Annotated in this window: 26 protein-coding genes; 10 read left to right on the top strand and 16 right to left on the bottom strand. The window is 56.0% G+C overall.

The annotated features are described in order from the left end of the window. The first annotated feature begins 105 nt into the window (after positions 1-105). From cysZ to crr, 5 genes are all read left to right on the top strand, one after another. Entirely contained in the window at positions 106-867 is a 762-nt protein-coding gene (gene cysZ / locus ACSIPU_RS13480; protein ID WP_004104334.1) for a sulfate transporter CysZ, read from the top strand. 159 nt (positions 868-1026) lie between these two features. Further along, complete coding sequence (gene cysK, locus ACSIPU_RS13475; RefSeq protein ID WP_004104335.1) at positions 1027-1998, top strand: cysteine synthase A; 972 nt, start codon at positions 1027-1029, stop codon at positions 1996-1998. A 381-nt stretch (positions 1999-2379) separates the two neighbouring features. Further along, positions 2380-2637, top strand: a complete 258-nt coding sequence (gene ptsH, locus ACSIPU_RS13470) for a phosphocarrier protein Hpr (protein WP_002913505.1) — start codon at positions 2380-2382, stop codon at positions 2635-2637. Positions 2638-2681: 44 nt separating this feature from the next. Next, positions 2682-4409: a phosphoenolpyruvate-protein phosphotransferase PtsI gene (ptsI, locus tag ACSIPU_RS13465; protein ID WP_004104336.1), complete on the top strand. Its 1728-nt coding sequence runs from the start codon at positions 2682-2684 to the stop codon at positions 4407-4409. A 42-nt stretch (positions 4410-4451) separates the two neighbouring features. Further along, on the top strand, positions 4452-4961 hold the full coding sequence (gene crr, locus ACSIPU_RS13460; RefSeq protein WP_000522253.1) for a PTS glucose transporter subunit IIA: 510 nt from the start codon (positions 4452-4454) through the stop codon (positions 4959-4961). Between the two features lie 42 nt (positions 4962-5003). Here crr and ACSIPU_RS13455 read toward each other — a convergent pair whose 3' ends face one another. Beyond that, on the bottom strand, positions 5004-5243 hold the full coding sequence (locus ACSIPU_RS13455; RefSeq protein WP_004104337.1) for a hypothetical protein: 240 nt from the start codon (positions 5241-5243) through the stop codon (positions 5004-5006). Then, positions 5240-6106, bottom strand: a complete 867-nt coding sequence (gene pdxK, locus ACSIPU_RS13450; protein ID WP_004114329.1) for a pyridoxine/pyridoxal/pyridoxamine kinase — start codon at positions 6104-6106, stop codon at positions 5240-5242. The genes ACSIPU_RS13455 and pdxK overlap by 4 nt, the downstream gene beginning before the upstream one ends. A gap of 82 nt (positions 6107-6188) precedes the next feature. On the opposite strand from pdxK, the gene ptsJ reads away from it, so the two are divergent. Genes ptsJ through ACSIPU_RS13435 form a run of 3 tightly spaced genes read left to right on the top strand, consistent with a single transcriptional unit; the run spans position 6189 to position 8662 of the window. Further along, the gene (ptsJ, locus tag ACSIPU_RS13445) at positions 6189-7487 is read left to right on the top strand and encodes a MocR-like B6 salvage transcription factor PtsJ (protein ID WP_196557864.1); all 1299 of its coding nucleotides are present in this window, start codon (positions 6189-6191) and stop codon (positions 7485-7487) included. A 14-nt stretch (positions 7488-7501) separates the two neighbouring features. Then, positions 7502-8209, top strand: a complete 708-nt coding sequence (locus ACSIPU_RS13440) for a type 1 glutamine amidotransferase (RefSeq protein WP_004104342.1) — start codon at positions 7502-7504, stop codon at positions 8207-8209. 45 nt (positions 8210-8254) lie between these two features. Further along, a complete protein-coding gene (locus ACSIPU_RS13435) occupies positions 8255-8662 on the top strand; it encodes a YybH family protein (protein WP_064372861.1) in 408 nt (135 codons plus the stop codon). On the opposite strand, the gene cysM is transcribed toward ACSIPU_RS13435, so the two are convergent. The 9 genes from cysM to ACSIPU_RS13390 form a co-directional block, all read right to left on the bottom strand. Further along, entirely contained in the window at positions 8659-9570 is a 912-nt protein-coding gene (gene cysM / locus ACSIPU_RS13430) for a cysteine synthase CysM (RefSeq protein ID WP_026056015.1), read from the bottom strand. The two genes, ACSIPU_RS13435 and cysM, sit on opposite strands and share 4 nt — an antisense overlap. Positions 9571-9703: 133 nt before the next feature. Beyond that, a complete protein-coding gene (gene cysA / locus ACSIPU_RS13425; RefSeq protein WP_004104347.1) occupies positions 9704-10798 on the bottom strand; it encodes a sulfate/thiosulfate ABC transporter ATP-binding protein CysA in 1095 nt (364 codons plus the stop codon). Next, entirely contained in the window at positions 10788-11663 is an 876-nt protein-coding gene (cysW, locus tag ACSIPU_RS13420; protein WP_004104348.1) for a sulfate/thiosulfate ABC transporter permease CysW, read from the bottom strand. Before cysW ends, cysA begins: the two co-directional genes overlap by 11 nt. Continuing rightward, a complete protein-coding gene (cysT, locus tag ACSIPU_RS13415; RefSeq protein ID WP_004104350.1) occupies positions 11663-12496 on the bottom strand; it encodes a sulfate/thiosulfate ABC transporter permease CysT in 834 nt (277 codons plus the stop codon). Before cysT ends, cysW begins: the two co-directional genes overlap by 1 nt. Then, the gene (gene cysP / locus ACSIPU_RS13410; protein ID WP_047720807.1) at positions 12496-13512 is read right to left on the bottom strand and encodes a thiosulfate/sulfate ABC transporter substrate-binding protein CysP; all 1017 of its coding nucleotides are present in this window, start codon (positions 13510-13512) and stop codon (positions 12496-12498) included. The genes cysT and cysP overlap by 1 nt, the downstream gene beginning before the upstream one ends. Positions 13513-13738: 226 nt before the next feature. Next, a complete protein-coding gene (locus tag ACSIPU_RS13405) occupies positions 13739-14638 on the bottom strand; it encodes a Dyp-type peroxidase (protein WP_049095612.1) in 900 nt (299 codons plus the stop codon). A 92-nt stretch (positions 14639-14730) separates the two neighbouring features. Next, positions 14731-15306 carry an RpoE-regulated lipoprotein gene (locus ACSIPU_RS13400; protein ID WP_004104355.1) on the bottom strand — a complete coding sequence of 192 codons (576 nt, stop codon included), beginning with the start codon at positions 15304-15306 and terminating at the stop codon, positions 14731-14733. A 61-nt stretch (positions 15307-15367) separates the two neighbouring features. Then, complete coding sequence (locus tag ACSIPU_RS13395; protein ID WP_016809551.1) at positions 15368-15817, bottom strand: DUF2919 domain-containing protein; 450 nt, start codon at positions 15815-15817, stop codon at positions 15368-15370. Further along, positions 15804-16229 carry a GNAT family acetyltransferase gene (locus tag ACSIPU_RS13390; RefSeq protein WP_004104360.1) on the bottom strand — a complete coding sequence of 142 codons (426 nt, stop codon included), beginning with the start codon at positions 16227-16229 and terminating at the stop codon, positions 15804-15806. The genes ACSIPU_RS13395 and ACSIPU_RS13390 overlap by 14 nt, the downstream gene beginning before the upstream one ends. A 211-nt stretch (positions 16230-16440) precedes the next feature. Between ACSIPU_RS13390 and amiA the strand changes: the two genes are divergently transcribed. Together amiA and hemF are read left to right on the top strand one after the other, a co-directional pair. Further along, positions 16441-17316, top strand: a complete 876-nt coding sequence (gene amiA, locus ACSIPU_RS13385) for an N-acetylmuramoyl-L-alanine amidase AmiA (protein ID WP_004104362.1) — start codon at positions 16441-16443, stop codon at positions 17314-17316. Continuing rightward, entirely contained in the window at positions 17316-18215 is a 900-nt protein-coding gene (gene hemF / locus ACSIPU_RS13380) for an oxygen-dependent coproporphyrinogen oxidase (protein WP_004104363.1), read from the top strand. Before amiA ends, hemF begins: the two co-directional genes overlap by 1 nt. 114 nt (positions 18216-18329) lie before the next feature. Here the strand turns inward: hemF and eutR are convergent, their stop codons facing one another. Genes eutR through eutB form a run of 5 tightly spaced genes read right to left on the bottom strand, consistent with a single transcriptional unit; the run spans position 18330 to position 22868 of the window. Beyond that, positions 18330-19382: an HTH-type transcriptional regulator EutR gene (gene eutR, locus ACSIPU_RS13375; RefSeq protein WP_004104364.1), complete on the bottom strand. Its 1053-nt coding sequence runs from the start codon at positions 19380-19382 to the stop codon at positions 18330-18332. Between the two features lie 48 nt (positions 19383-19430). Next, the gene (gene eutK / locus ACSIPU_RS13370; RefSeq protein ID WP_016809547.1) at positions 19431-19913 is read right to left on the bottom strand and encodes an ethanolamine utilization microcompartment protein EutK; all 483 of its coding nucleotides are present in this window, start codon (positions 19911-19913) and stop codon (positions 19431-19433) included. Between the two features lie 10 nt (positions 19914-19923). Further along, positions 19924-20583, bottom strand: a complete 660-nt coding sequence (gene eutL, locus ACSIPU_RS13365; protein WP_004104369.1) for an ethanolamine utilization microcompartment protein EutL — start codon at positions 20581-20583, stop codon at positions 19924-19926. A gap of 9 nt (positions 20584-20592) precedes the next feature. After that, positions 20593-21486 carry an ethanolamine ammonia-lyase subunit EutC gene (eutC, locus tag ACSIPU_RS13360; protein WP_049095615.1) on the bottom strand — a complete coding sequence of 298 codons (894 nt, stop codon included), beginning with the start codon at positions 21484-21486 and terminating at the stop codon, positions 20593-20595. Positions 21487-21506: 20 nt separating this feature from the next. Further along, positions 21507-22868, bottom strand: coding sequence for an ethanolamine ammonia-lyase subunit alpha (gene eutB, locus ACSIPU_RS13355; protein ID WP_004104373.1), 1362 nt, complete (start codon positions 22866-22868; stop codon positions 21507-21509).

Genomic DNA, 22868 nt, shown 5'->3' with positions numbered 1-22868 from the left:
CTTTTTGCTGTTTTTTCGAACATTTCCTAACTGGTTATTGTCGGCTAACCCGATAAAATAGCCCGACATTCAGCCTGGATGTTAAAAAAGGAGTATCACCTGACTATGGTTTCATCATCCGTAACGACCCCGCGCAGTGGCGTCTACTATTTTTCGCAGGGTTGGAAGCTGATCGGGCTGCCAGGGATCCGTCGATACGTCTTCCTCCCTCTACTCGTCAACATCGTGCTGATGGGTGGCGCATTCTGGTGGTTGTTCACGCGACTGGATAGCTGGATCCCTTCTTTGATGAGCCATGTTCCTGAATGGCTGCAATGGCTTAACTATCTGCTGTGGCCCATCGTCGTCATTTCTATTCTGCTGGTGTTCGGCTACTTCTTCTCGACTATCGCCAACTGGATTGCCGCGCCCTTTAGCGGCCTGCTGGCCGAGCAGCTTGAGGCGCGTCTGACTGGCGCGACGCCGCCGGACGTCGGAATTTTCGGCATCCTGAAAGATGTGCCGCGCATCATGAAGCGCGAGTGGCAGAAGTTTGCCTGGTATCTGCCGCGGGCGATCGTCCTTTTGCTTCTCTATTTTATTCCCGGTTTCGGCCAGACCGTCGCCCCGGTGCTGTGGTTCCTGTTCAGCGCCTGGATGCTGGCGATTCAATACTGCGATTATCCTTTTGATAACCATAAAGTGCCGTTTAAAACCATGCGCCAGGCGCTACGCACCCGCAAAGTCACCAACATGCAGTTTGGCGCTCTGACCAGCCTGTTTACCATGATCCCGGTGCTCAACCTCGTGATCCTGCCCGTCGCAATTTGCGGCGCGACGGCGATGTGGGTTGATTGCTACCGTGACAAACACGCGATGTGGAAATAGCGCTATCTCGTTCGGAGCGGCTTATGCCGCTCCTTATTACTTCTGGCTTGCCATTATTTCCCTTCCGAATATAGATATGCTAAATCCTTACTTCCGCATATTCTTTAAGCGGGTATGCTGAAGCCGTACTCCCAAATTTCATACAGTTAAGGACAGGCCATGAGTAAGATTTTTGAAGACAACTCCCTGACTATCGGCCATACGCCGCTGGTACGACTGAACCGCATCGGTAACGGGCGCATCCTGGCAAAGGTAGAATCACGTAACCCGAGCTTTAGCGTAAAATGCCGTATCGGTGCCAATATGATTTGGGATGCCGAAAAACGCGGCGTGCTGAAACCCGGCGTTGAGCTGGTAGAACCTACCAGCGGTAATACTGGTATCGCGCTGGCCTACGTGGCGGCGGCGCGCGGTTACAAATTGACGCTGACGATGCCCGAGACGATGAGCATCGAACGTCGTAAACTGCTGAAGGCGCTGGGCGCCAATCTGGTCCTGACCGAAGGCGCAAAAGGCATGAAGGGCGCCATCCAGAAGGCCGAAGAGATCGTCGCCAGCAATCCGGAGAAATTCCTGCTGCTGCAGCAGTTTAGCAACCCGGCCAACCCGGAAATTCACGAAAAAACCACCGGCCCGGAAATCTGGGAAGATACCGATGGTCAGGTCGACGTCTTCATCTCCGGCGTCGGTACCGGTGGTACGCTGACCGGCGTGAGCCGCTATATCAAAGGCACCAAAGGTAAAAAAGATCTGATTACCGTTGCCGTAGAACCTACCGATTCCCCGGTTATCGCCCAGGCGCTGGCAGGCGAAGAGCTTAAGCCCGGCCCGCATAAAATTCAGGGTATTGGCGCAGGCTTCATTCCCGGCAACCTGGATTTGAAACTGGTTGATAAAGTGGTAGCGATCACCAACGAGGAGGCGATCTCCACCGCACGCCGTCTGATGGAAGAGGAAGGCATTCTGGCTGGTATCTCTTCCGGCGCCGCCGTTGCCGCTGCGCTGAAGCTGCAGGAGGATGAATCCTTTACCAACAAGAATATTGTGGTTATCCTACCCTCTTCAGGTGAGCGCTATTTAAGCACTGCATTGTTTGCGGATCTGTTCACAGAGAAAGAACTGCAACAGTAATGCCAGCTTGTTAATATCGTGTAAAAAAGCACCTTTTCAGGTGCTTTTTTGTGGCGCACATCAAACTTTTACCCCTCCTGGCATTGATTCACTTCGTTGGGTCTGGTATTTAACCAGCACATTTATTTCGATGCGCGAAATTATTCCGATTGGGATTTCCATAAGCTGAATCGATTTTATGATTTGGTTCAAGTCTTCCTTTAGCGGCATAATGTTTAATGACGTGGTAGACGTTAACGGCCTGAAGGTTTCCACAGCGATTCTCAGCTGCTGGTGCCGAAGCCGGACACGTAATGCCGGCGCTAACGATACAGGCTAAAGTTTGGCCGTTAGGCTAAACTTTAGGTCCACAACACTAAACCTATAAGTTGGGGAAATATAATGTTCCAGCAAGAAGTTACTATTACCGCTCCGAACGGTCTGCACACCCGCCCTGCTGCTCAGTTTGTTAAAGAAGCAAAAGGCTTCACTTCTGAGATCACTGTAACCTCCAACGGCAAAAGCGCCAGCGCCAAAAGCCTGTTCAAACTGCAGACTCTGGGCCTGACCCAGGGTACCGTTGTAACTCTCTCTGCCGAAGGCGAAGATGAGCAAAAAGCAGTTGAGCATCTGGTTAAACTGATGGCTGAACTCGAGTAAGTTCACGGGTTCTTTTTAATATCAGTCACAAGTAAGGTAGGGTTATGATTTCAGGCATTTTAGCATCCCCGGGTATCGCTTTCGGCAAGGCTCTTCTGCTGAAAGAAGATGAAATTGTCATCGACCGGAAGAAAATTTCTGCCGATAAGGTTGATCAGGAAGTTGAACGTTTTCTGAACGGCCGCACCAAGGCCTCCGCCCAGCTGGAGGTCATCAAAACCAAAGCTGGTGAAACTTTCGGTGAAGAAAAAGAAGCCATCTTCGAAGGGCACATCATGCTGCTGGAAGATGAGGAGCTTGAGCAGGAAATCATAGCCCTGATTAAAGATAAGCACATGACTGCCGATGCGGCAGCCAATGAAGTTATCGAAGGTCAGGCTACTGCCCTGGAAGAACTGGACGATGAATACCTGAAAGAGCGTGCTGCTGACGTACGCGACATCGGTAAGCGCCTGCTGCGCAACATTCTCGGCCTGGCCATCATCGATCTTAGCGCAATTCAGGATGAAGTTATCCTGGTTGCCGCAGACCTCACCCCGTCTGAAACCGCACAGCTGAACCTGAACAAGGTGCTGGGCTTTATCACCGACGCGGGCGGCCGTACTTCCCACACCTCCATCATGGCGCGTTCTCTGGAACTGCCGGCCATCGTGGGCACCGGTAGCGTCACAAGCCAGGTGAAAAACGGCGATTATCTGATTCTCGACGCTGTAAATAACCAGGTTCTGGTTAACCCGAGCGACCAGCAGATCGAAGAGCTGCGTAACCTGCAGGCTCAGGTCGCTGAAGAGAAAGCGGAACTGGCTAAGCTGAAAGACCTGCCGGCAATTACGCTGGACGGCCATCAGGTTGAAGTTTGCGCCAATATCGGTACCGTACGCGACGTTGAAGGTGCCGAGCGTAACGGCGCAGAAGGCGTTGGTTTATATCGTACTGAATTCCTGTTCATGGACCGTGATTCGCTGCCAACTGAAGAAGAACAGTTCGCGGCTTATAAAGCAGTTGCCGAAGCATGCGGCTCTCAGGCCGTTATTGTTCGTACCATGGACATCGGCGGCGACAAAGAGCTGCCGTACATGAACTTCCCGAAAGAAGAGAACCCGTTCCTCGGCTGGCGCGCCGTGCGTATCGCCATGGATCGCAAAGAAATTCTGCGCGACCAGGTACGTGCCATCCTGCGCGCCTCTGCTTTCGGTAAACTGCGCATCATGTTCCCGATGATCATCTCTGTTGAAGAAGTGCGTGCACTGAAAAAAGAGATCGAAATCTACAAGCAGGAACTGCGCGACGAAGGTAAAGCATTTGACGAAGCAATCGAGATTGGCGTAATGGTGGAAACCCCTGCCGCTGCGACTATTGCACGTCACTTAGCCAAAGAAGTTGATTTCTTTAGTATCGGTACCAATGATTTAACGCAGTATACTCTGGCAGTTGACCGTGGTAATGATATGATTTCACATCTTTACCAGCCAATGTCCCCGTCTGTGCTGACGCTGATTAAGCAAGTTATTGATGCTTCTCATGCTGAAGGCAAATGGACCGGCATGTGCGGTGAGCTTGCGGGCGATGAACGTGCTACACTTCTGTTGCTGGGTATGGGTCTGGACGAGTTCTCTATGAGCGCCATTTCCATCCCGCGCATTAAGAAGATTATTCGTAACACGAACTTCGAAGATGCGAAGGTATTAGCAGAGCAGGCTCTTGCTCAACCGACAACGGACGAGTTAATGACGCTGGTTAACAAGTTCATTGAAGAAAAAACAATCTGCTAATTCACGAGATGCGCGGCCCAAATTACTGCTTAGGAGAAGATCATGGGTTTGTTCGATAAATTGAAATCTCTGGTTTCTGATGACAAAAAAGACACCGGAACTATTGAGATTGTTGCCCCGCTCTCTGGCGAGATCGTCAACATCGAAGACGTGCCGGATGTAGTGTTTGCGGAAAAAATTGTGGGTGATGGCATTGCTATCAAACCTACTGGCAACAAAATGGTTGCGCCGGTAGATGGTACCATCGGTAAAATTTTTGAAACCAACCATGCGTTTTCAATCGAATCTGATAGCGGCATCGAGCTGTTCGTTCACTTCGGTATTGATACCGTTGAACTGAAAGGCGAAGGCTTCAAACGTATCGCTGAAGAAGGCCAGCGTGTGAAAGTCGGCGACCCGGTTATCGAATTCGATCTGCCGCTGCTGGAAGAGAAAGCCAAGTCTACCCTGACTCCGGTTGTTATCTCTAACATGGACGAGATCAAAGAGCTGATCAAACTGTCCGGTAGCGTAACCGTGGGTGAAACTCCGGTTATCCGCATCAAGAAGTAATTCTTGCCGCAGAAGAATGGCGCCTCTCAGGGCGCCATTTTTTTATCTCGCCGCTTTGAATGGCCGATAGCACTTCTCCCGTGAAAGTATTTTCATCCCCTCAGGGCCGCTTTCCAGAATCCGCTTCTCGCTATCAGAAACCTGTAAATCACACTGATATCCGCCAACGGCGCCAAATAGCGACCCCACTTCGCAAACATCTTCCAGCGCTTCGCTGCCGGTCGTCTCAAAATGGCCGACGACTCTTCCCTGCTGACGAACCACTAAACGATAGCTCTTCATATCCCCTCCCCTGACGGCGGAAGAATAAGCTCGTCGCAGCCCTGTTCATCGGTCCAGGTCATTACCGCCAGCACCCGCTGCGCGGCGGCATGAGCGGCATCACCCAGCGGTATTCCGCACACCAGGCCGCTCGCCAGCTCGGCGCAAAAAAGATCGCCCGTTCCCTTAAGGTCGGTTTCTACGCGCGGATGTTCGATCACCTCGACCGACTCTGCGCTAACCACCAGCACGTTGATCGTGGCGCTATCCGCTCCCGGCGCGCTGGTAATAACGACCCATTTCAACGAATCAGAAAGCAGGCTGCGGGCGGCGATAATCGCCTCCTGCTGATTATGGCAAGGCAGTCCGCTTAGCGTCTCCAGTTCAAACAGATTAGGCGTGATTCCCTGCGCCAGCGGGAGCAAATGAGTACGATAGGCTTCCGGAATCTCGGCCTTAACATAAATACCGCTATCCACATCGCCAATGACGGGATCAACGAGAATACACAGCTCGGGATGATGCTCGCGAATGCGCTGCAGCCATTGCGCAAGGCGCTTAATCTGCACCGCGCTTCCCATATAGCCGGTCGTGACCGCCCGCAACTCGCGCAGGGCGTCACGCTCCTCCAGCGCCTTTAAATAACCGGCAAACCACTCTTCCGGGATGACGCCGCCATAGTAGGTGTCATAGTGCGGAGTATTGCTGAACAGCACCGTCGGCACCGCGATAACTCGCAGGCCGTGCTGCTTTATCGCCGGTATCGCAATACTGTTTCCTACGCTGCCGTAGACCACCTGCGACTGCACGGCCACGATATCGACCTGTAGTGCCCGACTTTTATCGTTGAAGAGCACCGATTGTATTTCATCCTGCTGGCCCATCCTTTCTCCCCCCGCTGGACAGCGAGTCATACTCTGATTATCATTCGTCCTATGCTAAATTTCATTTTGTCATAGGTCAATAATGATCGTTGGAAAAACTGCCAGTGAGATCTTCGATAATATCCGCCATCTGGTGCAAAGCGGCGTACTCAAGCCTGGCGATGTATTGCCGCCGGTACGCGAACTGGCTGGCAAGCTGTCGGTTAACCGCAATACGGTCGCCGCCGCCTATAAGCGACTGGTAACCTCCGGTCTGGCCATTAGCCAGGGGCGTAACGGTACGGCCATTAAGACGCATAATACGCTTCCCGCCCTTGAAGGTGGCGATCCCTCTTCGCCGCTAAAAGATATCTCCAGCGGCAACCCCGATCCCACGCGCCTGGCGAACGTCAAAAACTACCTCAGCGCTATCGCCGCCGCTCCACGCCTGTACGGCGATGCGGCGGTTGACCCACGGCTGGCCGCGTGGGCCCATGCCTGGATGAGCAAAGATTCAGGCGTGGACGCGGAGATTAACCTCGCCAGCGGCGCTATTGATGCGCTCGAACGTCTGCTGTGCGCCCTGCTGCTGCCGGGCGATAGCGTGGCTATCGAAGATCCCTGCTTTCTCAGCAGCATTAATATGCTGCGCTATGCCGGCTTTACCCCCTCGCCGGTGCCGGTCGACGCTGAAGGCATGCAGCCTGATGCCCTTGAGGAGGCGCTGCGCAACGGCGCCCGGGCGGTGATCATCACCCCGCGAGCGCATAATCCGACGGGCTGTAGCCTTAGCGAGCCCCGCGCCCGGGCAATACGCGATATCCTGGCCCGCTATCCGCAGGTTCTGGTGATTATTGATGACCATTTCGCCCTGCTCTCCTCAACGCCCTGGCACTCTCCGCTGGCCGCCGAAAGCCGGCGCTGGGCGCTGGTACGCTCGCTGTCGAAAACCCTTGGGCCGGACATGCGTCTGGCTATCGTTGCCAGCGATTGCGAAACGTCGGCGGCGCTGCGCCTGAGGCTTAATGCCGGTAGCCAGTGGGTCAGCCATCTGCTGCAGGATCTGGTCATCGCTTGTCTTAATGATGACGCATTTATGGCATCGCTGACGGAGAGTCGCCGCCACTATCGTCGGCAACATGAAAAGCTGATCGCCGCGCTCGCTCGCTGCGGGATAACCCACCTGACGCCAGGAGACGGCCTGAACTTTTGGTTTCCGCTGGAGGAACCAAGCCAGCCGGTAGCGCTTCGCCTGGCGCATGCTGGCTGGCTGGTCCGCGAAGGCGAAACGTTCGGAATTCGCGCCCCTTCACACGGGCTGCGGCTGTCACTTGCTACGCTCAGCGATGAAGAAATTAATAAGCTCGCCAGTGACTTATGTCAGATATTACAACAACAGTGACGGGAGTTAACGCTATGCAGATCCACTTTATCGTCCATGAAGTCTTTGAAGCGCCGGGAGCTTATCTGCACTGGGCGCAGGCGCGCGGTTACGATACCAGCTGGTCGCGGGTTTATGCCGGGGATGCGCTACCGGAAAATGCTAACGCCTTTGATATGCTGGTAGTGCTGGGCGGCCCGCAATCTCCGCGTACCACCCTAGCCGAATGCCCATATTTTGATACCCACGCCGAGCAGCGTTTGATTGCGCAGGCCATTGCCGCCGGGCGGATCGTGGTGGGGATTTGTCTCGGTTCGCAGCTTATCGGCGAAGCGCTGGGCGCGCCGGTCATGCAAAGTCCGGAAAAAGAGATTGGCCACTTTCCGATAACGCTCACCACCGCCGGCCTGCAGGACGGCAAACTGGCCCATTTTGGCCCGTCGCTGGTCGTGGGCCACTGGCATAACGATATGCCTGGCCTGACGCCGGAAGCGGAGGTGCTGGCCTCCAGCGAAGGCTGCCCGCGGCAAATTGTGAAATATCGCGATCGGGTTTATGGCTTCCAGTGCCATATGGAATTTGACGCTGAGGTCATCGAACTGCTGATCGCCCATTCACAGCAGGAGCTCAGCGCCGCCAGAGGCAGACGCTTCATCCGCAGCGAACAGGAGATGCGCGCCTGGGATTACCGCGAAATGAATCAGAAGCTGTGGACATTCCTTGATAAGCTGACGGAAAAGTAAGCAAAATGCTTTTATTAAAGCCCGATAATTTAAGGATCGCCTGAAATGCACAATCCCAATCCGCAGCTTAAAGCCGCCATTGAAGCCTGCGATCGCGCTATCTCGCAGGAAGATTACGCGACGTTGATGGAGTATTACGCCGACGACGCCGCGCTGGTGGTCAAACCGGGCATGATCGTCAAGGGCAAAGAAAATATCCGTAAAGCGTTTATCGCCATTGCCGACTATTTCCAGCACCGGCTGGTGGTAACGCAGGGGAAAATGGAGATTATTGAAGGCGGCGGCAATGCGCTGGTGATCATGGAAACCCGGCTGGATATACCGACAGCGGAAGCCGGGATAACTCAGGTTACGCGCCGCGCAACCTACGTCTTTCGGCAGCAGGGCGAGCGCTGGCTGTGTACCGTTGATAACTCTTACGGTACGGATCTGCTTGACGCGCCCGAAGTTTAAATTCCCGCGCCCTGGGTAAAGTGCTCTTCGCCAAATACGCCGGTCGAAAGGTAGCGATCGCCGCGATCGCAAACGATCGCTACCACTACCGCGCCAGGATTTTCACGGGCAATGCGTAGCGCGCCCGCCACCGCGCCGCCTGAACTCACGCCGCAGAAAATCCCTTCCTGCACCGCCAGCATCCGCATGGTGTTTTCCGCGTCCTGTTGATGAATATCCAGCACCGCATCCACCAGCTGCGCATTAAAAATCCCCGGCATATATTCGGCAGGCCAGCGGCGAATGCCGGGAATACTGCTGCCCTCTTCCGGCTGCAGCCCCACGATGCTCACCGCTTTAGCCTGTTCGCGCAGAAAGCGGGAAACGCCGGTAATGGTGCCGGTGGTGCCCATGCTGGAGACAAAATGGGTTATCCGCCCTTCTGTCTGCCGCCAGATTTCCGGCCCGGTAGTGGTGTAGTGGGCATAGGGATTGTCCGGATTGTTGAACTGGTCCAGCAGCTTGCCTTCACCGCGCTGGGCCATCGCCAGCGCCAGATCGCGAGCCCCTTCCATTCCCTGCTCTTTGGTGACCAGGATCAGCTCCGCCCCGTAGGCGCGCATGGCCGCACGTCGCTCCTGGCTCATATTATCTGGCATCAGCAGCTTCATCTGATAGCCTTTAAGCGCGGCGATCATCGCCAGCGCAATGCCGGTATTGCCGCTGGTTGCTTCAATCAATACATCGCCGGGCTTAATTTCGCCGCGCTTTTCCGCTTCGACAATCATCGAAAGCGCGGCGCGATCTTTTACCGAACCGGCCGGGTTATTCCCTTCCAGTTTGACCCAGATTTCGCTGCCGTTATCTGGTCCCAGACGCTGTAGCTTCACCAGAGGCGTGTTGCCGATTGTTTGTTCTAATGTATTCACGGTTTTGCCCAATAAAAAGGCCGGGAAGCGTTTACCCGGCCTGCAAACATCCCCGGATGGCGACGCAGGCGTCTTATCCGGGCTACCCAATCCTGCCGTTGCGAAAACGGCGATAAACATGCGGATTAAGCTATCAGGCCGATTCGGCCAGAGCAAGCTCCTCGCGCGGCTCTATACGCTCACGACCGTTGTACAGGCGGGCATTCTGCAAGCCGACAAACAGGCGTTCCCCGCGATACGGCGCCTCTTCGCCCTGATACACCACGGTGAGCGGTTCGTCATACCACCCGAGAGGCTGCACAACTAATTGGGTGTAGTGGCCTTTCGGGCTCGCTTCCAGCACCTGTACCGGCAACGGTGAATCCAGGCTGGTGCGCCGGCTGATATCCACTTCCCACGGCCGCAGGAACAGATCCACCGGCCCCTGATACGCCGGGGTATAGCCTAACGGCCAGCGATGCGCGCCCACGTGAAACTGTCCGCCGCGAATGGTGCCTTTCAGGCGGTTCACTTCGCCCATAAATTCCAGTACAAAGCGGGTTGCCGGCTCGCGCCATACCCGATCGGGCGCATCCGCCTGTTCAATATTGCCCTGGCTCATCACCACCACGCGATCCGCGACTTCGGTCGCCTCTTCCTGATCGTGGGTAACGAATACGCTGGTAAACTTTAGCTCTTCATGCAGCTGACGCAGCCAGCGTCTCAGTTCTTTACGTACCTGGGCATCCAGCGCGCCGAAAGGCTCATCCAGCAGCAGAATTTGCGGTTCGACCGCCAGCGCGCGCGCTAACGCGACGCGCTGCTTCTGTCCGCCGGAAAGCTGGGCCGGATAGCGATCGGCCAGATGCGCCAGCTGAACCATCTCCAGCAGTTTGGTAACTTTCGCTTTGATCCCGGCGGCATTTGGCCGTTCACGCTTAGGCAGCACCGTCAGGCCGAAGGCAATGTTGTCGAACACCGTCATATGACGAAACAGCGCATAGTGCTGAAAAACAAAGCCAACTTTACGGTCGCGAGCGTGCACACGGCTGACGTCGGTACCGTGAAAACGAATGTGCCCGCTGGACTGATTCTCCAGCCCGGCAATGATGCGCAGCAGCGTGGTTTTCCCGGAGCCTGACGGCCCCAACAGCGCGACCATCTGTCCGGAAGGGATATCCAGTGAGATATCATTCAGCACCTGGGTGCGACCAAAAGACTTCTTAATATTGGCAATCTCAATGCTCATGATTTCCCTCCAGTTGCGCGCGTTTTTCCTGATTGGCCAAACGCCATTGCACCATACTCTTCAAAAACAGGGTCAAAATAGCCATTAACGTCAGCAGAGCCGCGGCGGTAAACGAACCAACGGTATTGTAGTCCTGCTCCAGTAGTTCTATTTGCAGCGGCAGCGACAAGGTTTCGCCGCGGATAGAGCCGGAAACAACCGATACGGCGCCGAATTCGCCGATCGCGCGGGCGTTAGTCAGCACCACGCCATACAGCAGCGCCCAGCGGATGTTTGGCAGCGTCACCCGGCGGAACATCTGCCAGCCAGAAGCGCCGAGCAGAATCGCCGCTTCATCCTCATTACTGCCCTGGCTCATCATCACCGGCACCAGCTCGCGAACCACAAACGGACAGGTCACAAAAATGGTCGCCAGCACCATACCGGGCCAGGCAAACATAATCTGTAGGTTATGCTCATCCAGCCAGCCGCCAAGCGGGCCATTAGAGCCATAAAACAGCAGATAAACCAGCCCCGCCACCACCGGCGAGACGGCAAACGGAATATCCAGCAACGTCAGCAGCAGCTGGCGGCCGGGAAAGTTAAAACGCGTCACCAGCCATGCCAGCAGCGTGCCAAACACCAGATTCACCGGCACGGTAATTAAGGCGATCATCACCGTCAGCCAGATGGCGTGCAGCATGTCCGGATCGGCCAGGTTATGCAGCACCGGCATCAGACCTTTGCTGAAAGCCTGCACGAAGATATAGACCATCGGTACAATCAGGATAAAGGCGGAAACCAGCATCCCGATACCGATCAAAAACCATTTCCCCCAGTTAATGCGGGGGGCGTCATAACGCTTTAATTGAGCAACGATCGCCATTAATGACCTACCACGCGTCGACCAAAGCGACTTTGCAGGGTGTTGATTGAGAACAGCAGCAGTAACGATGCCGCGAGGATCACCGAAGCAATCGCGCTGGCGGCAGGGTAATCAAACTCCTGCAAACGAATAAAAATCATCAGCGAGGTCACTTCCGTTTTCCACGCGATGTTACCGGCGATAAAAATAACCGCGCCGAACTCTCCCAGGCTGCGGGTAAACGACAGCGCGACGCCGGCCATCAGCGCAGGTGAAAGCTCCGGCAGCACCACTTTGCGAAAGCTCTGCCAGCGCGTCGCGCCCAGGGTTTCCGCCGCCTCTTCATATTCCGGCCCCAGCTCTTCCAGTACCGGCTGCACCGTACGAACCACAAACGGAATACTGGTAAAGGCCATCGCCACGGCGATACCCAGCCAGGTATAGGTCACTTTAATATCAAGCTTCGCCAGCCATTCACCGTAAAAGCCGTTGACGGAGAACAGCGAGGCCAGCGTCAGGCCCGCCACCGCCGTCGGTAGCGCAAACGGCAGATCCATCAGCGCGTCCAGCAACGTGCGCCCCGGAAAGCGGTAGCGCGTGAGGATCCACGCCATCAGCAGGCCAAATACGCCGTTAAAGATCGACGCCACAAAGGCCGACAGCAGGGTGACTTTATAAGCGGCTACCACCTGCGGGTTACTGATCACATCCCAGTATTGACTCCAGGTCATTTCCGCGAGCTGCATTACCAGGGCGCTCAGCGGCAGCAGCAGAATTAAGCACACGAACAGCAGGCTGGTGCCGAGGCTCAGGGTAAAGCCCGGCAGCACGCGCTTTGAGGCAACAGCAAACATTACTTACGCCCCGCCGCCAGCAGTTTGTCCAGCTCACCGCCGCTGGCAAAGTGGGTTTTCATCACTTCCGGCCAGGAGCCAAACTGGTCCTCCACGCGGAACAGCTCGGTCAGCGGGAATTTATCTTTCAGGGAATCCATCACCTTCGGGTTGTTCACGCGATAGTAATAGTCGGTGATGATCGTCTGCGCCTGCGGGCTGTAGAGCCAGTTCAGATAGGCTTTCGCCGCTTTCTCCGTTCCGTTAGCCTGAACGTTTTTATCTACCCAGGCCACCGGGAATTCGGCCAGGATATTGGTCTTCGGGATAACCACTTCAAATCCCTGATCTTCGTACTGTTTACGGATGTTGTTCACTTCCGATTCGAAGCTGATCAGCACATCGCCCAGACCGCGCTCGGCGAAGGTCGTGGTAGCCCCGCGACCGCCGGTATCAAATACTTCGACGTTTTTCAGGAACTGGGTCATGAACTGCTCGGTTTTCGCTTTATCGCCGCCGTCAGCCTTGTCCGCCGCGCCCCACGCCGCTAAATAAGTGTAACGCGCGTTGCCGGAGGTTTTTGGGTTCGGGAAAATCAGCTTCACGTCGGAACGCACGAGGTCATTCCAGTCGTGGATATTCTTCGGATTACCTTTACGCACCAGGAAGCCCATGGTGGAGTAAAACGGCGAGCTGTTATTCGGCAGACGGCTTTGCCAGTCGGCGGGAATCAGTTTGCCTTTGTCGTGCAGAATCTGTACGTCGGTCACCTGATTGTAGGTCACCACGTCGGCCTTAAGCCCCTGCAGAATCGCCAGCGCCTGTTTTGATGACCCGGCATGAGATTGTTTAATCGTCAGCTTATCGCCGCCATTATCTTTCGCCCACTGCTGTTCAAACTGCGGGTTAAGGGCGGCAAACAGCTCGCGGGAAACATCGTAGGAGCTGTTCAGCAGTTCCGTCGCCTGCGCCTGCGCAACCAGCAGCACAGAAGCAGCCAGCGCCAGATATCCTTTTTTCAGTGATTTAACGGCCATTGCGCACCCTTATCAATATGATGATTTTCTGCTGATCATCATATTTATAACGGCTATGAAAGGAGTAACGGTTTTATATACCGTTTGGCGATTTGGAAGTCGAAAAGAGAATAAGAGAATGGCAAAGCTTATCTGAATCACGCATCCATAACCGGAAAACGGGCGACGCTTGCCGACCGCGCCGAACGTTTCCCTCTCCCTGCGGGGAGAGGGTGAGGAGGAGATCTTACAGCGCCAGCAGCCTATCCAGGGACGGCGCGAAGTAGTATCCGCCGGTCACCGGTTTGGTAAAACGCAGCATCGCGTCGCGCTTACCGTCGGTATCACCGAACATACTCAGCAGCTGCTGTTCAATATTGTGCAGACGCGCGCAGTAGGCGCAAAAGTAGAGGCCGTGAGTACCGCTGGCGGTACCGTAAGGCAGGCTCTGACGCACAATCTTCAACCCTTTCCCTTCTTCTTTTAAATCCACGCGGCTCAGGTGAGAGGTTTCCGGACGAGCATCGCCGTCAATCTCTTCGTTGGCCTCTTTGGTACGGCCGATCATCATCTCCTGATCGGGAACGCTCATGCGGTTAAGCTGCTTGAGGTTGTGCTCCCAGCGTTGCACGAATACGTAGCTGCCGCCCGCATCCACGCCATCCCGAATCACCGCCACTTCACGACGGGTCTCTTCCCCCGCCGGGTTTTCGGTACCGTCAACAAAACCGCTGAGGTCGCGCTCTTCAATCCAGCGGAAGCCGTGAATCTCCTCTTTGACCTCAATCGCGGCGCCAAAAGCGGACATGGCCGCCTGAGCGACGGAGAAGTTCAGCTCATGCTGCGCGGACAGGATATGAATCAGCACATCATATTGGGTCGACGGAGCCAGACCTTTACCGTAGCCCGGGAACGCTTTTAACTCTTCGGCCCCTACGCCGCCGCTCAGATGGCGCCAGACGTGATGACCGAAAGCGACGACTGCTCCCAGCTTAGCTTCCGGATATTTTGTCTGAAAGGTGGCTAACTTATCGGCAAACACTCTGCTGGCTTCGCGCAGTACGTCCACATCGCCTTTGACATTCGCTTCAATCCAAATCGCCGCACGGCAATGTTCCGGCAAAATGCCGCTCTGAACCTGAGACATCGCTCCTCCTGAAATAGTACAGCCACAACGCTGTGGCTTTTAAGGCGCTATTGTACCCGCTTTTTCAGGACGCCGAATCACTTCAGATCAAATTAGCGACGCCAGATAATTTTGCTCACCTTCCAGTTTTTCAGCGTGTCATCGGAAGGCATTAACTCCTCAGGGCCGCTCCAGTTACCGGTAAAGGCATAGCTAATATGCTGGCTGCCCTCGGCCTTACACTCCACCACCGCACCGTTATCGTTGCTGCCTTTCTGACAGTTGCCAAACGCTTTGCTGTAAATATCGCTAAACGGGGTCCCGATTTTCACGCCGCTGGCGGCTTTGATGTTGCTATCCCGCACGTCGATACGGCTAATAGTCCCGCTCTCGCCGTTAATGGTCAGCGCAACCTTGTCATCTTTTAACGCTTCGAAGTAGCGCACAATATTGCCGTTAGCCGTTTTCATGCCGCTGCGCAGGCGGTAGCTGCTGCCGAGCGCATCGCCGATCGCCTGCTCGTTCAGCGGCGTTGTCGCCGTCAGGTTGCCTACGCCCTGTTCGGTTACTTGCGTAGAGGAACCAAACCAGTTCCACGGATAAGCCGACGACCAGTTAACCGAGCTCATCGTCGAGCAGCCGGTTAACGCCAGCGGTAATGCGCAGAGAAGTAAACGTCGCGATTTCATGACTCAGTCCTTTCTGATTAATTCAACGCAAGTTGGAGTGCGCGATCGGCAAAAAGTGCCGTTAAACCTGCTCTTCGCGAAAACAGGCTTTCAACCGACGGTTGCTTAACAGCCACCAGAGCGCATAAAGATCCGCCGCCAGCAGGGAGATGGTCACCGCCGAGGGCGATTCTCCGCTCAGCCACAGCAGCGGCTGCCAGACCAGCAGCAGGCTCTGAGAAAGCACCAGCAGCCAGCGCATCATCGGCCAGAGGCGAGGAAAACGCTGACGATGTCCGCTGATGAGAAACGCCAGTACCGCCGGGATGCCGGGCAGCAATCCCAGCCAAAAATTATCGTGATCCGGATAAAACAGATTCAGCAGCGCGTCACCCTGCTGCCGCGACGCTCCGGCCATCAGAAACAGCACCCACGTCCGCGCCTGAAGCAGCAGCACGCACCAAAAAAGGAACGGCAATCGCAGGCGACCGTGGGCATCAAAATCGGCGGGGATAAACTCAGTATTCTTCATCTTCAATTAAGCGTTTGCCGAGGCACAGCACGTCCGAATGCTCATAGCCAAGGCGTTCGTACATCCCCTGAACCACATCATTATCTTCGCGGATCATAATGTTTATTTTCGGGCAGCCGCGGGCAATCAGCTTTTTCTCCAGCCGATTAAGCAGCGCGTTAGCAATACCGCGACCGCGATATTCCGGATGCACGCCGAGATAATAAGCAGAGCCGCGGTGACCGTCGTAACCGCCCATCACCGTACCAACCACTTCACCGTTAACTTCGGCCACCAGAAACAGGCTGGCGTCGTGGTTCAGCTTACGCTCAATATCCATTTCCGGATCGTTCCATGGCCGCAGGAGATCGCAGCGCTCCCACAGGGTAATAACCTCTTCGAAATCTTGTTGGCGAAAAACGCGTATCTCCATGGTATTGCCCACCATTAACGGTTAAAAACAGAGATTATGGCGCGATTGTGCCCGCTAGCCAATATCAGGCGCAATGAGCCGCAAAAAATGGCATAATATGACTTTGTCATGTATTGAAATGAAAAGTAAAACAATTCTTATTTTGAATGGTCGTATCAAAAAACACGATACGATATAACATTAGTCACCACTTGTTTGCAATTCAGGCCGAATGAGCACTTTTAAACCATTAAAAATACTTGCTTCGCGCCGCCAGGTGCTGAAAGCCGGGCTGGCAGCAATGACGCTTTCAGGGATCGCCTCTCAGGCCAGCGCGAAAGAACAACAGCCATTGAAAACATCCAATGGGCACAGCAAACCCGTAGCGAAGAAAAAAGGCGCCAGGCGCGTCGTGATGCTCGACCCGGGCCATGGCGGTATTGATACCGGCGCTATCGGCCATAACGGTTCAAAAGAGAAGCACGTCGTGCTGGCTATCGCCAAAAACGTGCGCAGCATCCTGCGCAACAACGGTATCGATGCGCGTCTTACGCGCAGCGGCGATACCTTTATTCCACTCTATGACCGCGTGGAGATCGCCCATAAGCACGGCGCCGATCTCTTTATGTCGATTCACGCCGATGGCTTCACCAACCCGAGCGCCGCCGGCGCCTCCGTTTTCGCCCTCTCCAACCGCGGCGCCAGTAGCGCCATGGCGAAGTATCTCTCGGATCGCGAAAACCGGGCGGATGAAGTGGCCGGCAAGAAAACGACCGATAAAGACCATCTTTTGCAGCAAGTGCTGTTCGATCTGGTGCAAACGGACACCATCAAGAACAGCCTGACGCTCGGCTCGCACATCCTGAAAAAGATTAAGCCGGTGCATAAACTGCACAGCCGCAATACCGAACAGGCTGCGTTCGTCGTGCTGAAGTCGCCATCAATTCCGTCGGTGCTGGTGGAGACGTCGTTTATTACCAACCCGAACGAAGAAAAACTGCTGGGCACCACCGCGTTCCGGCAGAAAATCGCCACGGCAATAGCCAACGGCATTATCAGCTATTTCCACTGGTTCGATAACCAGAAAGCCCACTCGAAGAGACGTTAATGAAACCCGACGCGCACCAGGTAAAAGCTTTCCTTCTTCAGCTCCAGGATGACATCTGCCAAAAGCTTAGCGCCGTTGACGGTAGCGAATTTATCGAGGATAGCTGGCAGCGGGAAGGCGGCGGCGGCGGACGCAGCCGGGTACTGCGCAATGGCGGTATCTTTGAGCAGGCTGGCGTGAATTTTTCCCACGTGCACGGTGATGCAATGCCGGCTTCCGCAACCGCGCATCGTCCTGAACTGGCAGGCCGCAGCTTCGAAGCGATGGGCGTCTCGCTGGTCGTACACCCGCGCAGCCCGTACATCCCTACCAGCCACGCCAACGTGCGCTTTTTTATCGCGGAAAAAGCGGGTGCCGATCCGGTATGGTGGTTCGGCGGCGGCTTTGATTTAACCCCCTACTACGGTTTTGAAGAAGATGCCGTTCACTGGCATCGTACCGCCCGCGATCTGTGCCAGCCCTTTGGTGAAGAGGTTTATCCGCGCTATAAAAAGTGGTGTGACGACTACTTTTTCCTCAAGCATCGTAACGAGCAGCGCGGCATCGGCGGTCTGTTTTTCGATGATTTGAATACCCCGAACTTTGACCATTGTTTCGACTTTATGCAGGCGGTGGGCAACGGCTTCACCGAGGCGTATCTGCCGATTGTCGAGCGGCGTAAAGAGAGAGTCTGGGGCGAGCGCGAGCGCGATTTCCAGCTCTACCGTCGCGGGCGCTACGTGGAGTTCAACCTGGTGTGGGATCGCGGTACCCTGTTTGGTCTGCAAACCGGCGGCCGTACCGAGTCCATTCTGATGTCGATGCCGCCGCTGGTGCGCTGGGAATACGACTACCAGCCGGAAGCGGGCAGCCCGGAGGCCGCGCTAAGCGAATTCATTCAGGTACGTGATTGGGTTTAAAGTTGCCAGATGGTGCGATCCGTAGGCCAGATACGGCGCTGTTTTGCCTGATGGCGCTACGCTTATCAGGCCTACGATGACGGCACGATTCGCCAGCCGGTAAATAACGCGTAATCAAACCCACTGCCGCATCCGCTGATGCAGCGTCAACGACGGTTTCTCGGCGAACAGCTGTTGATAATCGGTGGCGAACTGGCCCAGATGCCAAAAGCCCCACTGCATCGCGGCATCTTTCACCGTTGCGCTCTGCGACCACGGGCTAATCAGCTCCCGGCGCACCGCGTTCAAACGAATGCGCTTCAGCCAGGCGTTCGGCCCGATCCCCAGAATCGCGTGAAAGGCATTTTGCAGCGTGCGGCGGCTAACGTGCAGTTGCTGACACAGATCGAGAACCGTCAGCGGCTCCGACATATTCTCCAGCACGAACTCCCGCGCCCGGGAAAGCAGCCGCCGGTAGCTCTGATGGCTGATGCTCTCGGCGGTGACCATCGGCTGCGCCTCCTCCAGCATCGCCCCCATCGCCAGCAGGAGATTATCGCCCAATACCTTGCGCACAGCGGGCTGATGAAGGTTTTCCGGATTCTCGCTAAACGTCGCCAGCGCCTGCTGCACAAAGCCCCATAGCGCTGCCTTGTGCTCCTCTTTGACCTCCAGCGCCGACTGGTTACGCAGCATATGCAGCACCCGCTCCGGGTGATGCAGGAAGCTGGCCTGACGGGAAATGACATCCTCTGAGATAACCACTCCCAGAATGGTGTAATCATCCGGCGTGCTGAGTTCGAACTCGGTGCCGCCGGGTCGGGTGGCGATCTCGGCGCTGCCGAGACACTGCGATCCTATAAACCCCTGCTCGCCGCGGGTTGTCGGGATGCCGAACCAAAAAGAGTTCGGCCACACCAGGCAGGACTGACGCAGCGCCAGACCGGTATACTCGCGAAAAACCTGAATATCATCGAGCAGGATTTCGGTAAATTCACCGTGAAATTTCCCCGGATGCAGCTGATCGTAAATCTGCTGCCAGGCGGTAATCGTCAGGGCATGTTCATAGACATCGGTGGTCCGCCGCTGGTGGACGTTATCCACCTCGACCATCGGCGTCAATTTAACGTCTTCGGGTAATGCTTCATGATAAAGATGGTGCAGGCTGGCCGGTGTTTTCTTTTTCATGATCTTATCAACCGGGAGCGCTCTCGCGTTCCCGGCACCTCCGACTGGTTAATTTTTTAGACGATAGCGACTACTGCGTTTACGCAACGATCCGGTAGAAAACAGCTGTTCCAGAGCCTTTCTGGCTTCGTCAAGCGACCAGCCAAAATGGGCGGCCACCTCCCCTGCCGTCATTCCCTGACGCGTCGATGCCAGCAGCGCCAGTAAAGGCTCAGAGGACTCCGCTATCACCGGTGGCTGCGGGGCTTCCGGCTGCGGCTGAAAGCCGCCGATCAGCCGCTGGGTGTCCTCTTCCGGGCGCCCTATCTCCCGACGGCTAACAACGCGCCCCGTACGCTGCGCCGCAGCGCTTCCGGCATCCAGTGCCGCCCGGCACGCCGCCAGGTCGCCTTCCACCACGAGGGTTAACCTGCCGGGGTCGAGAACCTCATGGCTGAGCAGCCGCACGTTGGCCGCCTTCAGCATCGCATCCGCCGCATCAACGGCGGCGACCATGCCGTCAACTTCCAGTAATCCCAGGGCGTTGATCATCGCTTCCCCCTTACGCGCGCTGGATTGGATGACGGGCAATATCCAGAACGGCATCGGTAAAGGCATTGCAGGCGGCCTTACAGGCGGCCTGGCTCCCCGTCAAGAAGGCGGCCGAATAGTTGGTTTCCGACGGCGGCGGCACGTAGGTGACCAGCTGCACGTCGGCCGATTTCATCGCTGCGTCAATGCCGAAAGTGGCCTCCAGCGGCGGCGCCACCAGATAGGCGATCGGATCGCCCAGCGCGATGCCTGAAGAAGACGAGAGATAAGAGCCGGTACGCGACACCACGTGCGCCAGGAACGCCGTATCTTCGGCATCGTTGGCCCACTGAAACGCCGCTCCGCTTTCGATATGCGCCATCATCGCGTCCAGGCCAGCGCGAACTTCCGCCGGGTTCGGGCCGCCCAGCATAATCAGCACTTCCCCTGCGGTTGGCGACGGGCCGTGAGCTGCGCCAGCGTAGAGGGAGCGCCCGTAAACCACTTCAACCATCGCCTGTTTTGTCGCTTCGTCAGCGGCAATATAGGTCACATCATCCGAATCCGCCGTGATGAGTCCGAGGCTACGTATATGCGGCGGTAATTTAAGCTCGCGGGCAAAGCCGTCATTTACCGAAGCAATCACGCGCATGGCCGTCACCGAAGGGCGAATTAAATCTAATGCAGGCATGATGCCTCCTTAACGAGTCATATTGATGCCGGAAGCTTTCTGCTCCAGCATGCGTTTGGCCAAATCGACGATCACCGCAGCGGCTTCTACCGGCGGCGTGCCGCCCTGGTGAATATTGGAAATACAGGTCCGGTCCGCTTCAACGGTGGTTGCCACGCGCGGCGAATACACGGCGTAACAGGAGAGGCTTTCCGACTGCCCCAGCCCGGGACGCTCGCCTACCAGCAGGATGACCACCTTCGCGCCGAGGATTTCGCCAATCTGATCTTCAATTTTGACCCGTCCGTAGCGGACGAAGAACGGCGTACCGACCTTCACCCCGGCCTGCTTCAGCCCCGACAGCAGCGGCGGCAGGATCTCTTCATAGTTGACGGTAATCGCGTCCGTAGAGAGGCCATCGGATACCACCACCTGAACGTCAGGATTCGCCACGCACTGCGCCTTCAGCGCGTCAATCGCTTCCGGACTCAGGCGACGGCCCATATCCGGGCGCGTCAGGTAGAGGTTCTTGTCGCTAATCTCGGAACGCACCTCGAGCAATCCCTGGTTTTTCACCCACTCTTCCGGAACCTCTTTCAGCACCGTATCCTTAGAGCGCGAATGGTCGGCGAGGAAGCGCAGCAGCGCGAGGGTGCGCGGACGCGGGCCGGCGCGGCCGGTGCAAACGCGCGCCGCCGTGCTGCGTTTCAGTTCGGCCAGCACTTCCGCGCGATGCGGCTGCTGCACGCCAATCCAGCCTTTAGCCTCTGGCGATCCTAAATCCAGCGCGCAGCTCTCCGCCGCGACCTCACACTGGCTGCCGCACTTCGTCGCCGCAGCCTGAGGCGCCGCTGCGGCCGTCTGCGGTTGTCCCATTGACGCCATCACGCTACGTACAATTTCTTCAATCTGCTTTTGATCCATCATGTGTCATCCCCGCGTCATCAAAAGAACAGTGACGGATCGCCCGCCCGTTGGGTCAGACGACCGTTTGCCATAATGCCCATGGTTTCCAGCCAGCGTTCGAACTCCGGAGACGGCCGTAGATTCAGCAGCTGACGGACGGTGGCGGTATCGTGAAACGCGGTGGTCTGATAGTTGAGCATGATGTCGTCGCCGAGCGGCATGCCCATGATGTAGTTGCAACCGGCGGTGGCGAGCAGAATCATCAGGTTTTCATTGAGATTCTGATCGGCGTCAGCATGGTTGGTGTAGCAGCAGTCGCAGCCCATCGAGATGCCGCTCAGCTTGCCCATAAAGTGATCTTCGAGACCGGCGCGAATAATCTGCCGGTCGTTATAGAGGTACTCCGGCCCGATAAAGCCCACAACGGTATTGACGAGGAACGGATCGTAGTGCCGCGCCAGGCCATAGTTGCGCGCCTCCATCGTCACCTGATCGGCGCCGAAGTTCGCGCCAGCCGACAGCGCCGAGCCCTGCCCGGTTTCAAAATAGAGGCAGTTTTCTCCGGCGATACGGTTGAACTCGGCGCCGACCGCCCGCGCTTCATCGAGCATCGCCAGCTCCACGCCGAACTCTTTTAGCCCCTTTTCGCTGCCGCAGATGCTCTGGAAAATAAGCCCTCCCGGCGCGCCGCGGCGGATCGCTTCAATCTGGGTAGTGACGTGCGCCAGCACGCAGCCCTGAGTCGGGATATTAAACTTGTCGATAACGCCGTAGACGGTATCGAGGACGCGGGTCAGGTTCTCCACGTCATCGGTCACCGGGTTAACGCCGATCACCGCATCGCCCGCGCCGAACGAGAGCCCTTCGTAGATTTGCGCCGCAATGCTCTGCACGTCATCGCGGGTATCGTTCGGCTGCAGGCGACAGCTAAAGGTGCCCGGCAGGCCGATGGTGGTGTTGGCTTTTTTAATCACCGGCATTTTCTTTGCGCCGTAAATCAGGTCGGCGTTGGAACAGACCTTCGCCACCGCCGCCACCACTTCTGAGGTCAGCCCTTTGCGCACAAACGCAATATCGTCGCTGGTGACTTCATCGTTGAGCACGTATTCGCGCAGGTCGCTGATGGTCCAGTTTTTAATCCGCTGATAAGCGGTTTCGTTGACATCGTCCTGAATCAGGCGCGTCACGCAGTCCTCTTCATAAGGGATCACCGGGTTATTACGAATATCGGCGACCGTCATATCGGAGAGCACCTGCTTCGCCGCTACGCGCTGCTGCGAACTTTCTGCCGCCACGCCCGCCAGCACATCCCCCGAACGCAGTTCGTTGGCTTTAGCCAGCACCTCTTTTACATCCTTAAACTGATAAACATTGCCGAACAATGTGGTCTTTAATTTCAT

It is taken from the genome of Klebsiella sp. HN106 (assembly GCF_051209435.1).
GTDB classification, from domain to species: Bacteria; Pseudomonadota; Gammaproteobacteria; order Enterobacterales; family Enterobacteriaceae; genus Klebsiella; species Klebsiella oxytoca.
Note: the sequence above shows the minus strand (reverse complement) of the source record. Positions and strands in the feature narration are given on the sequence as shown.

What these genes read in the sequence shown, in the direction of transcription:
- cysZ (WP_004104334.1), top strand. Translation starts at nt 106, where the DNA reads ATGGTTTCATCATCCGTAACGACCCCGCGCAGTGGCGTCTACTATTTT.
- cysK (WP_004104335.1), top strand. Translation starts at nt 1,027, where the DNA reads ATGAGTAAGATTTTTGAAGACAACTCCCTGACTATCGGCCATACGCCG.
- ptsH (WP_002913505.1), top strand. Translation starts at nt 2,380, where the DNA reads ATGTTCCAGCAAGAAGTTACTATTACCGCTCCGAACGGTCTGCACACC.
- ptsI (WP_004104336.1), top strand. Translation starts at nt 2,682, where the DNA reads ATGATTTCAGGCATTTTAGCATCCCCGGGTATCGCTTTCGGCAAGGCT.
- crr (WP_000522253.1), top strand. Translation starts at nt 4,452, where the DNA reads ATGGGTTTGTTCGATAAATTGAAATCTCTGGTTTCTGATGACAAAAAA.
- ACSIPU_RS13455 (WP_004104337.1), bottom strand. Translation starts at nt 5,243, where the DNA reads ATGAAGAGCTATCGTTTAGTGGTTCGTCAGCAGGGAAGAGTCGTCGGC.
- pdxK (WP_004114329.1), bottom strand. Translation starts at nt 6,106, where the DNA reads ATGGGCCAGCAGGATGAAATACAATCGGTGCTCTTCAACGATAAAAGT.
- ptsJ (WP_196557864.1), top strand. Translation starts at nt 6,189, where the DNA reads ATGATCGTTGGAAAAACTGCCAGTGAGATCTTCGATAATATCCGCCAT.
- ACSIPU_RS13440 (WP_004104342.1), top strand. Translation starts at nt 7,502, where the DNA reads ATGCAGATCCACTTTATCGTCCATGAAGTCTTTGAAGCGCCGGGAGCT.
- ACSIPU_RS13435 (WP_064372861.1), top strand. Translation starts at nt 8,255, where the DNA reads ATGCACAATCCCAATCCGCAGCTTAAAGCCGCCATTGAAGCCTGCGAT.
- cysA (WP_004104347.1), bottom strand. Translation starts at nt 10,798, where the DNA reads ATGAGCATTGAGATTGCCAATATTAAGAAGTCTTTTGGTCGCACCCAG.
- cysW (WP_004104348.1), bottom strand. Translation starts at nt 11,663, where the DNA reads ATGGCGATCGTTGCTCAATTAAAGCGTTATGACGCCCCCCGCATTAAC.
- cysT (WP_004104350.1), bottom strand. Translation starts at nt 12,496, where the DNA reads ATGTTTGCTGTTGCCTCAAAGCGCGTGCTGCCGGGCTTTACCCTGAGC.
- cysP (WP_047720807.1), bottom strand. Translation starts at nt 13,512, where the DNA reads ATGGCCGTTAAATCACTGAAAAAAGGATATCTGGCGCTGGCTGCTTCT.
- ACSIPU_RS13405 (WP_049095612.1), bottom strand. Translation starts at nt 14,638, where the DNA reads ATGTCTCAGGTTCAGAGCGGCATTTTGCCGGAACATTGCCGTGCGGCG.
- ACSIPU_RS13400 (WP_004104355.1), bottom strand. Translation starts at nt 15,306, where the DNA reads ATGAAATCGCGACGTTTACTTCTCTGCGCATTACCGCTGGCGTTAACC.
- ACSIPU_RS13395 (WP_016809551.1), bottom strand. Translation starts at nt 15,817, where the DNA reads ATGAAGAATACTGAGTTTATCCCCGCCGATTTTGATGCCCACGGTCGC.
- ACSIPU_RS13390 (WP_004104360.1), bottom strand. Translation starts at nt 16,229, where the DNA reads ATGGAGATACGCGTTTTTCGCCAACAAGATTTCGAAGAGGTTATTACC.
- amiA (WP_004104362.1), top strand. Translation starts at nt 16,441, where the DNA reads ATGAGCACTTTTAAACCATTAAAAATACTTGCTTCGCGCCGCCAGGTG.
- hemF (WP_004104363.1), top strand. Translation starts at nt 17,316, where the DNA reads ATGAAACCCGACGCGCACCAGGTAAAAGCTTTCCTTCTTCAGCTCCAG.
- eutR (WP_004104364.1), bottom strand. Translation starts at nt 19,382, where the DNA reads ATGAAAAAGAAAACACCGGCCAGCCTGCACCATCTTTATCATGAAGCA.
- eutK (WP_016809547.1), bottom strand. Translation starts at nt 19,913, where the DNA reads ATGATCAACGCCCTGGGATTACTGGAAGTTGACGGCATGGTCGCCGCC.
- eutL (WP_004104369.1), bottom strand. Translation starts at nt 20,583, where the DNA reads ATGCCTGCATTAGATTTAATTCGCCCTTCGGTGACGGCCATGCGCGTG.
- eutC (WP_049095615.1), bottom strand. Translation starts at nt 21,486, where the DNA reads ATGGATCAAAAGCAGATTGAAGAAATTGTACGTAGCGTGATGGCGTCA.
- eutB (WP_004104373.1), bottom strand. Translation starts at nt 22,868, where the DNA reads ATGAAATTAAAGACCACATTGTTCGGCAATGTTTATCAGTTTAAGGAT.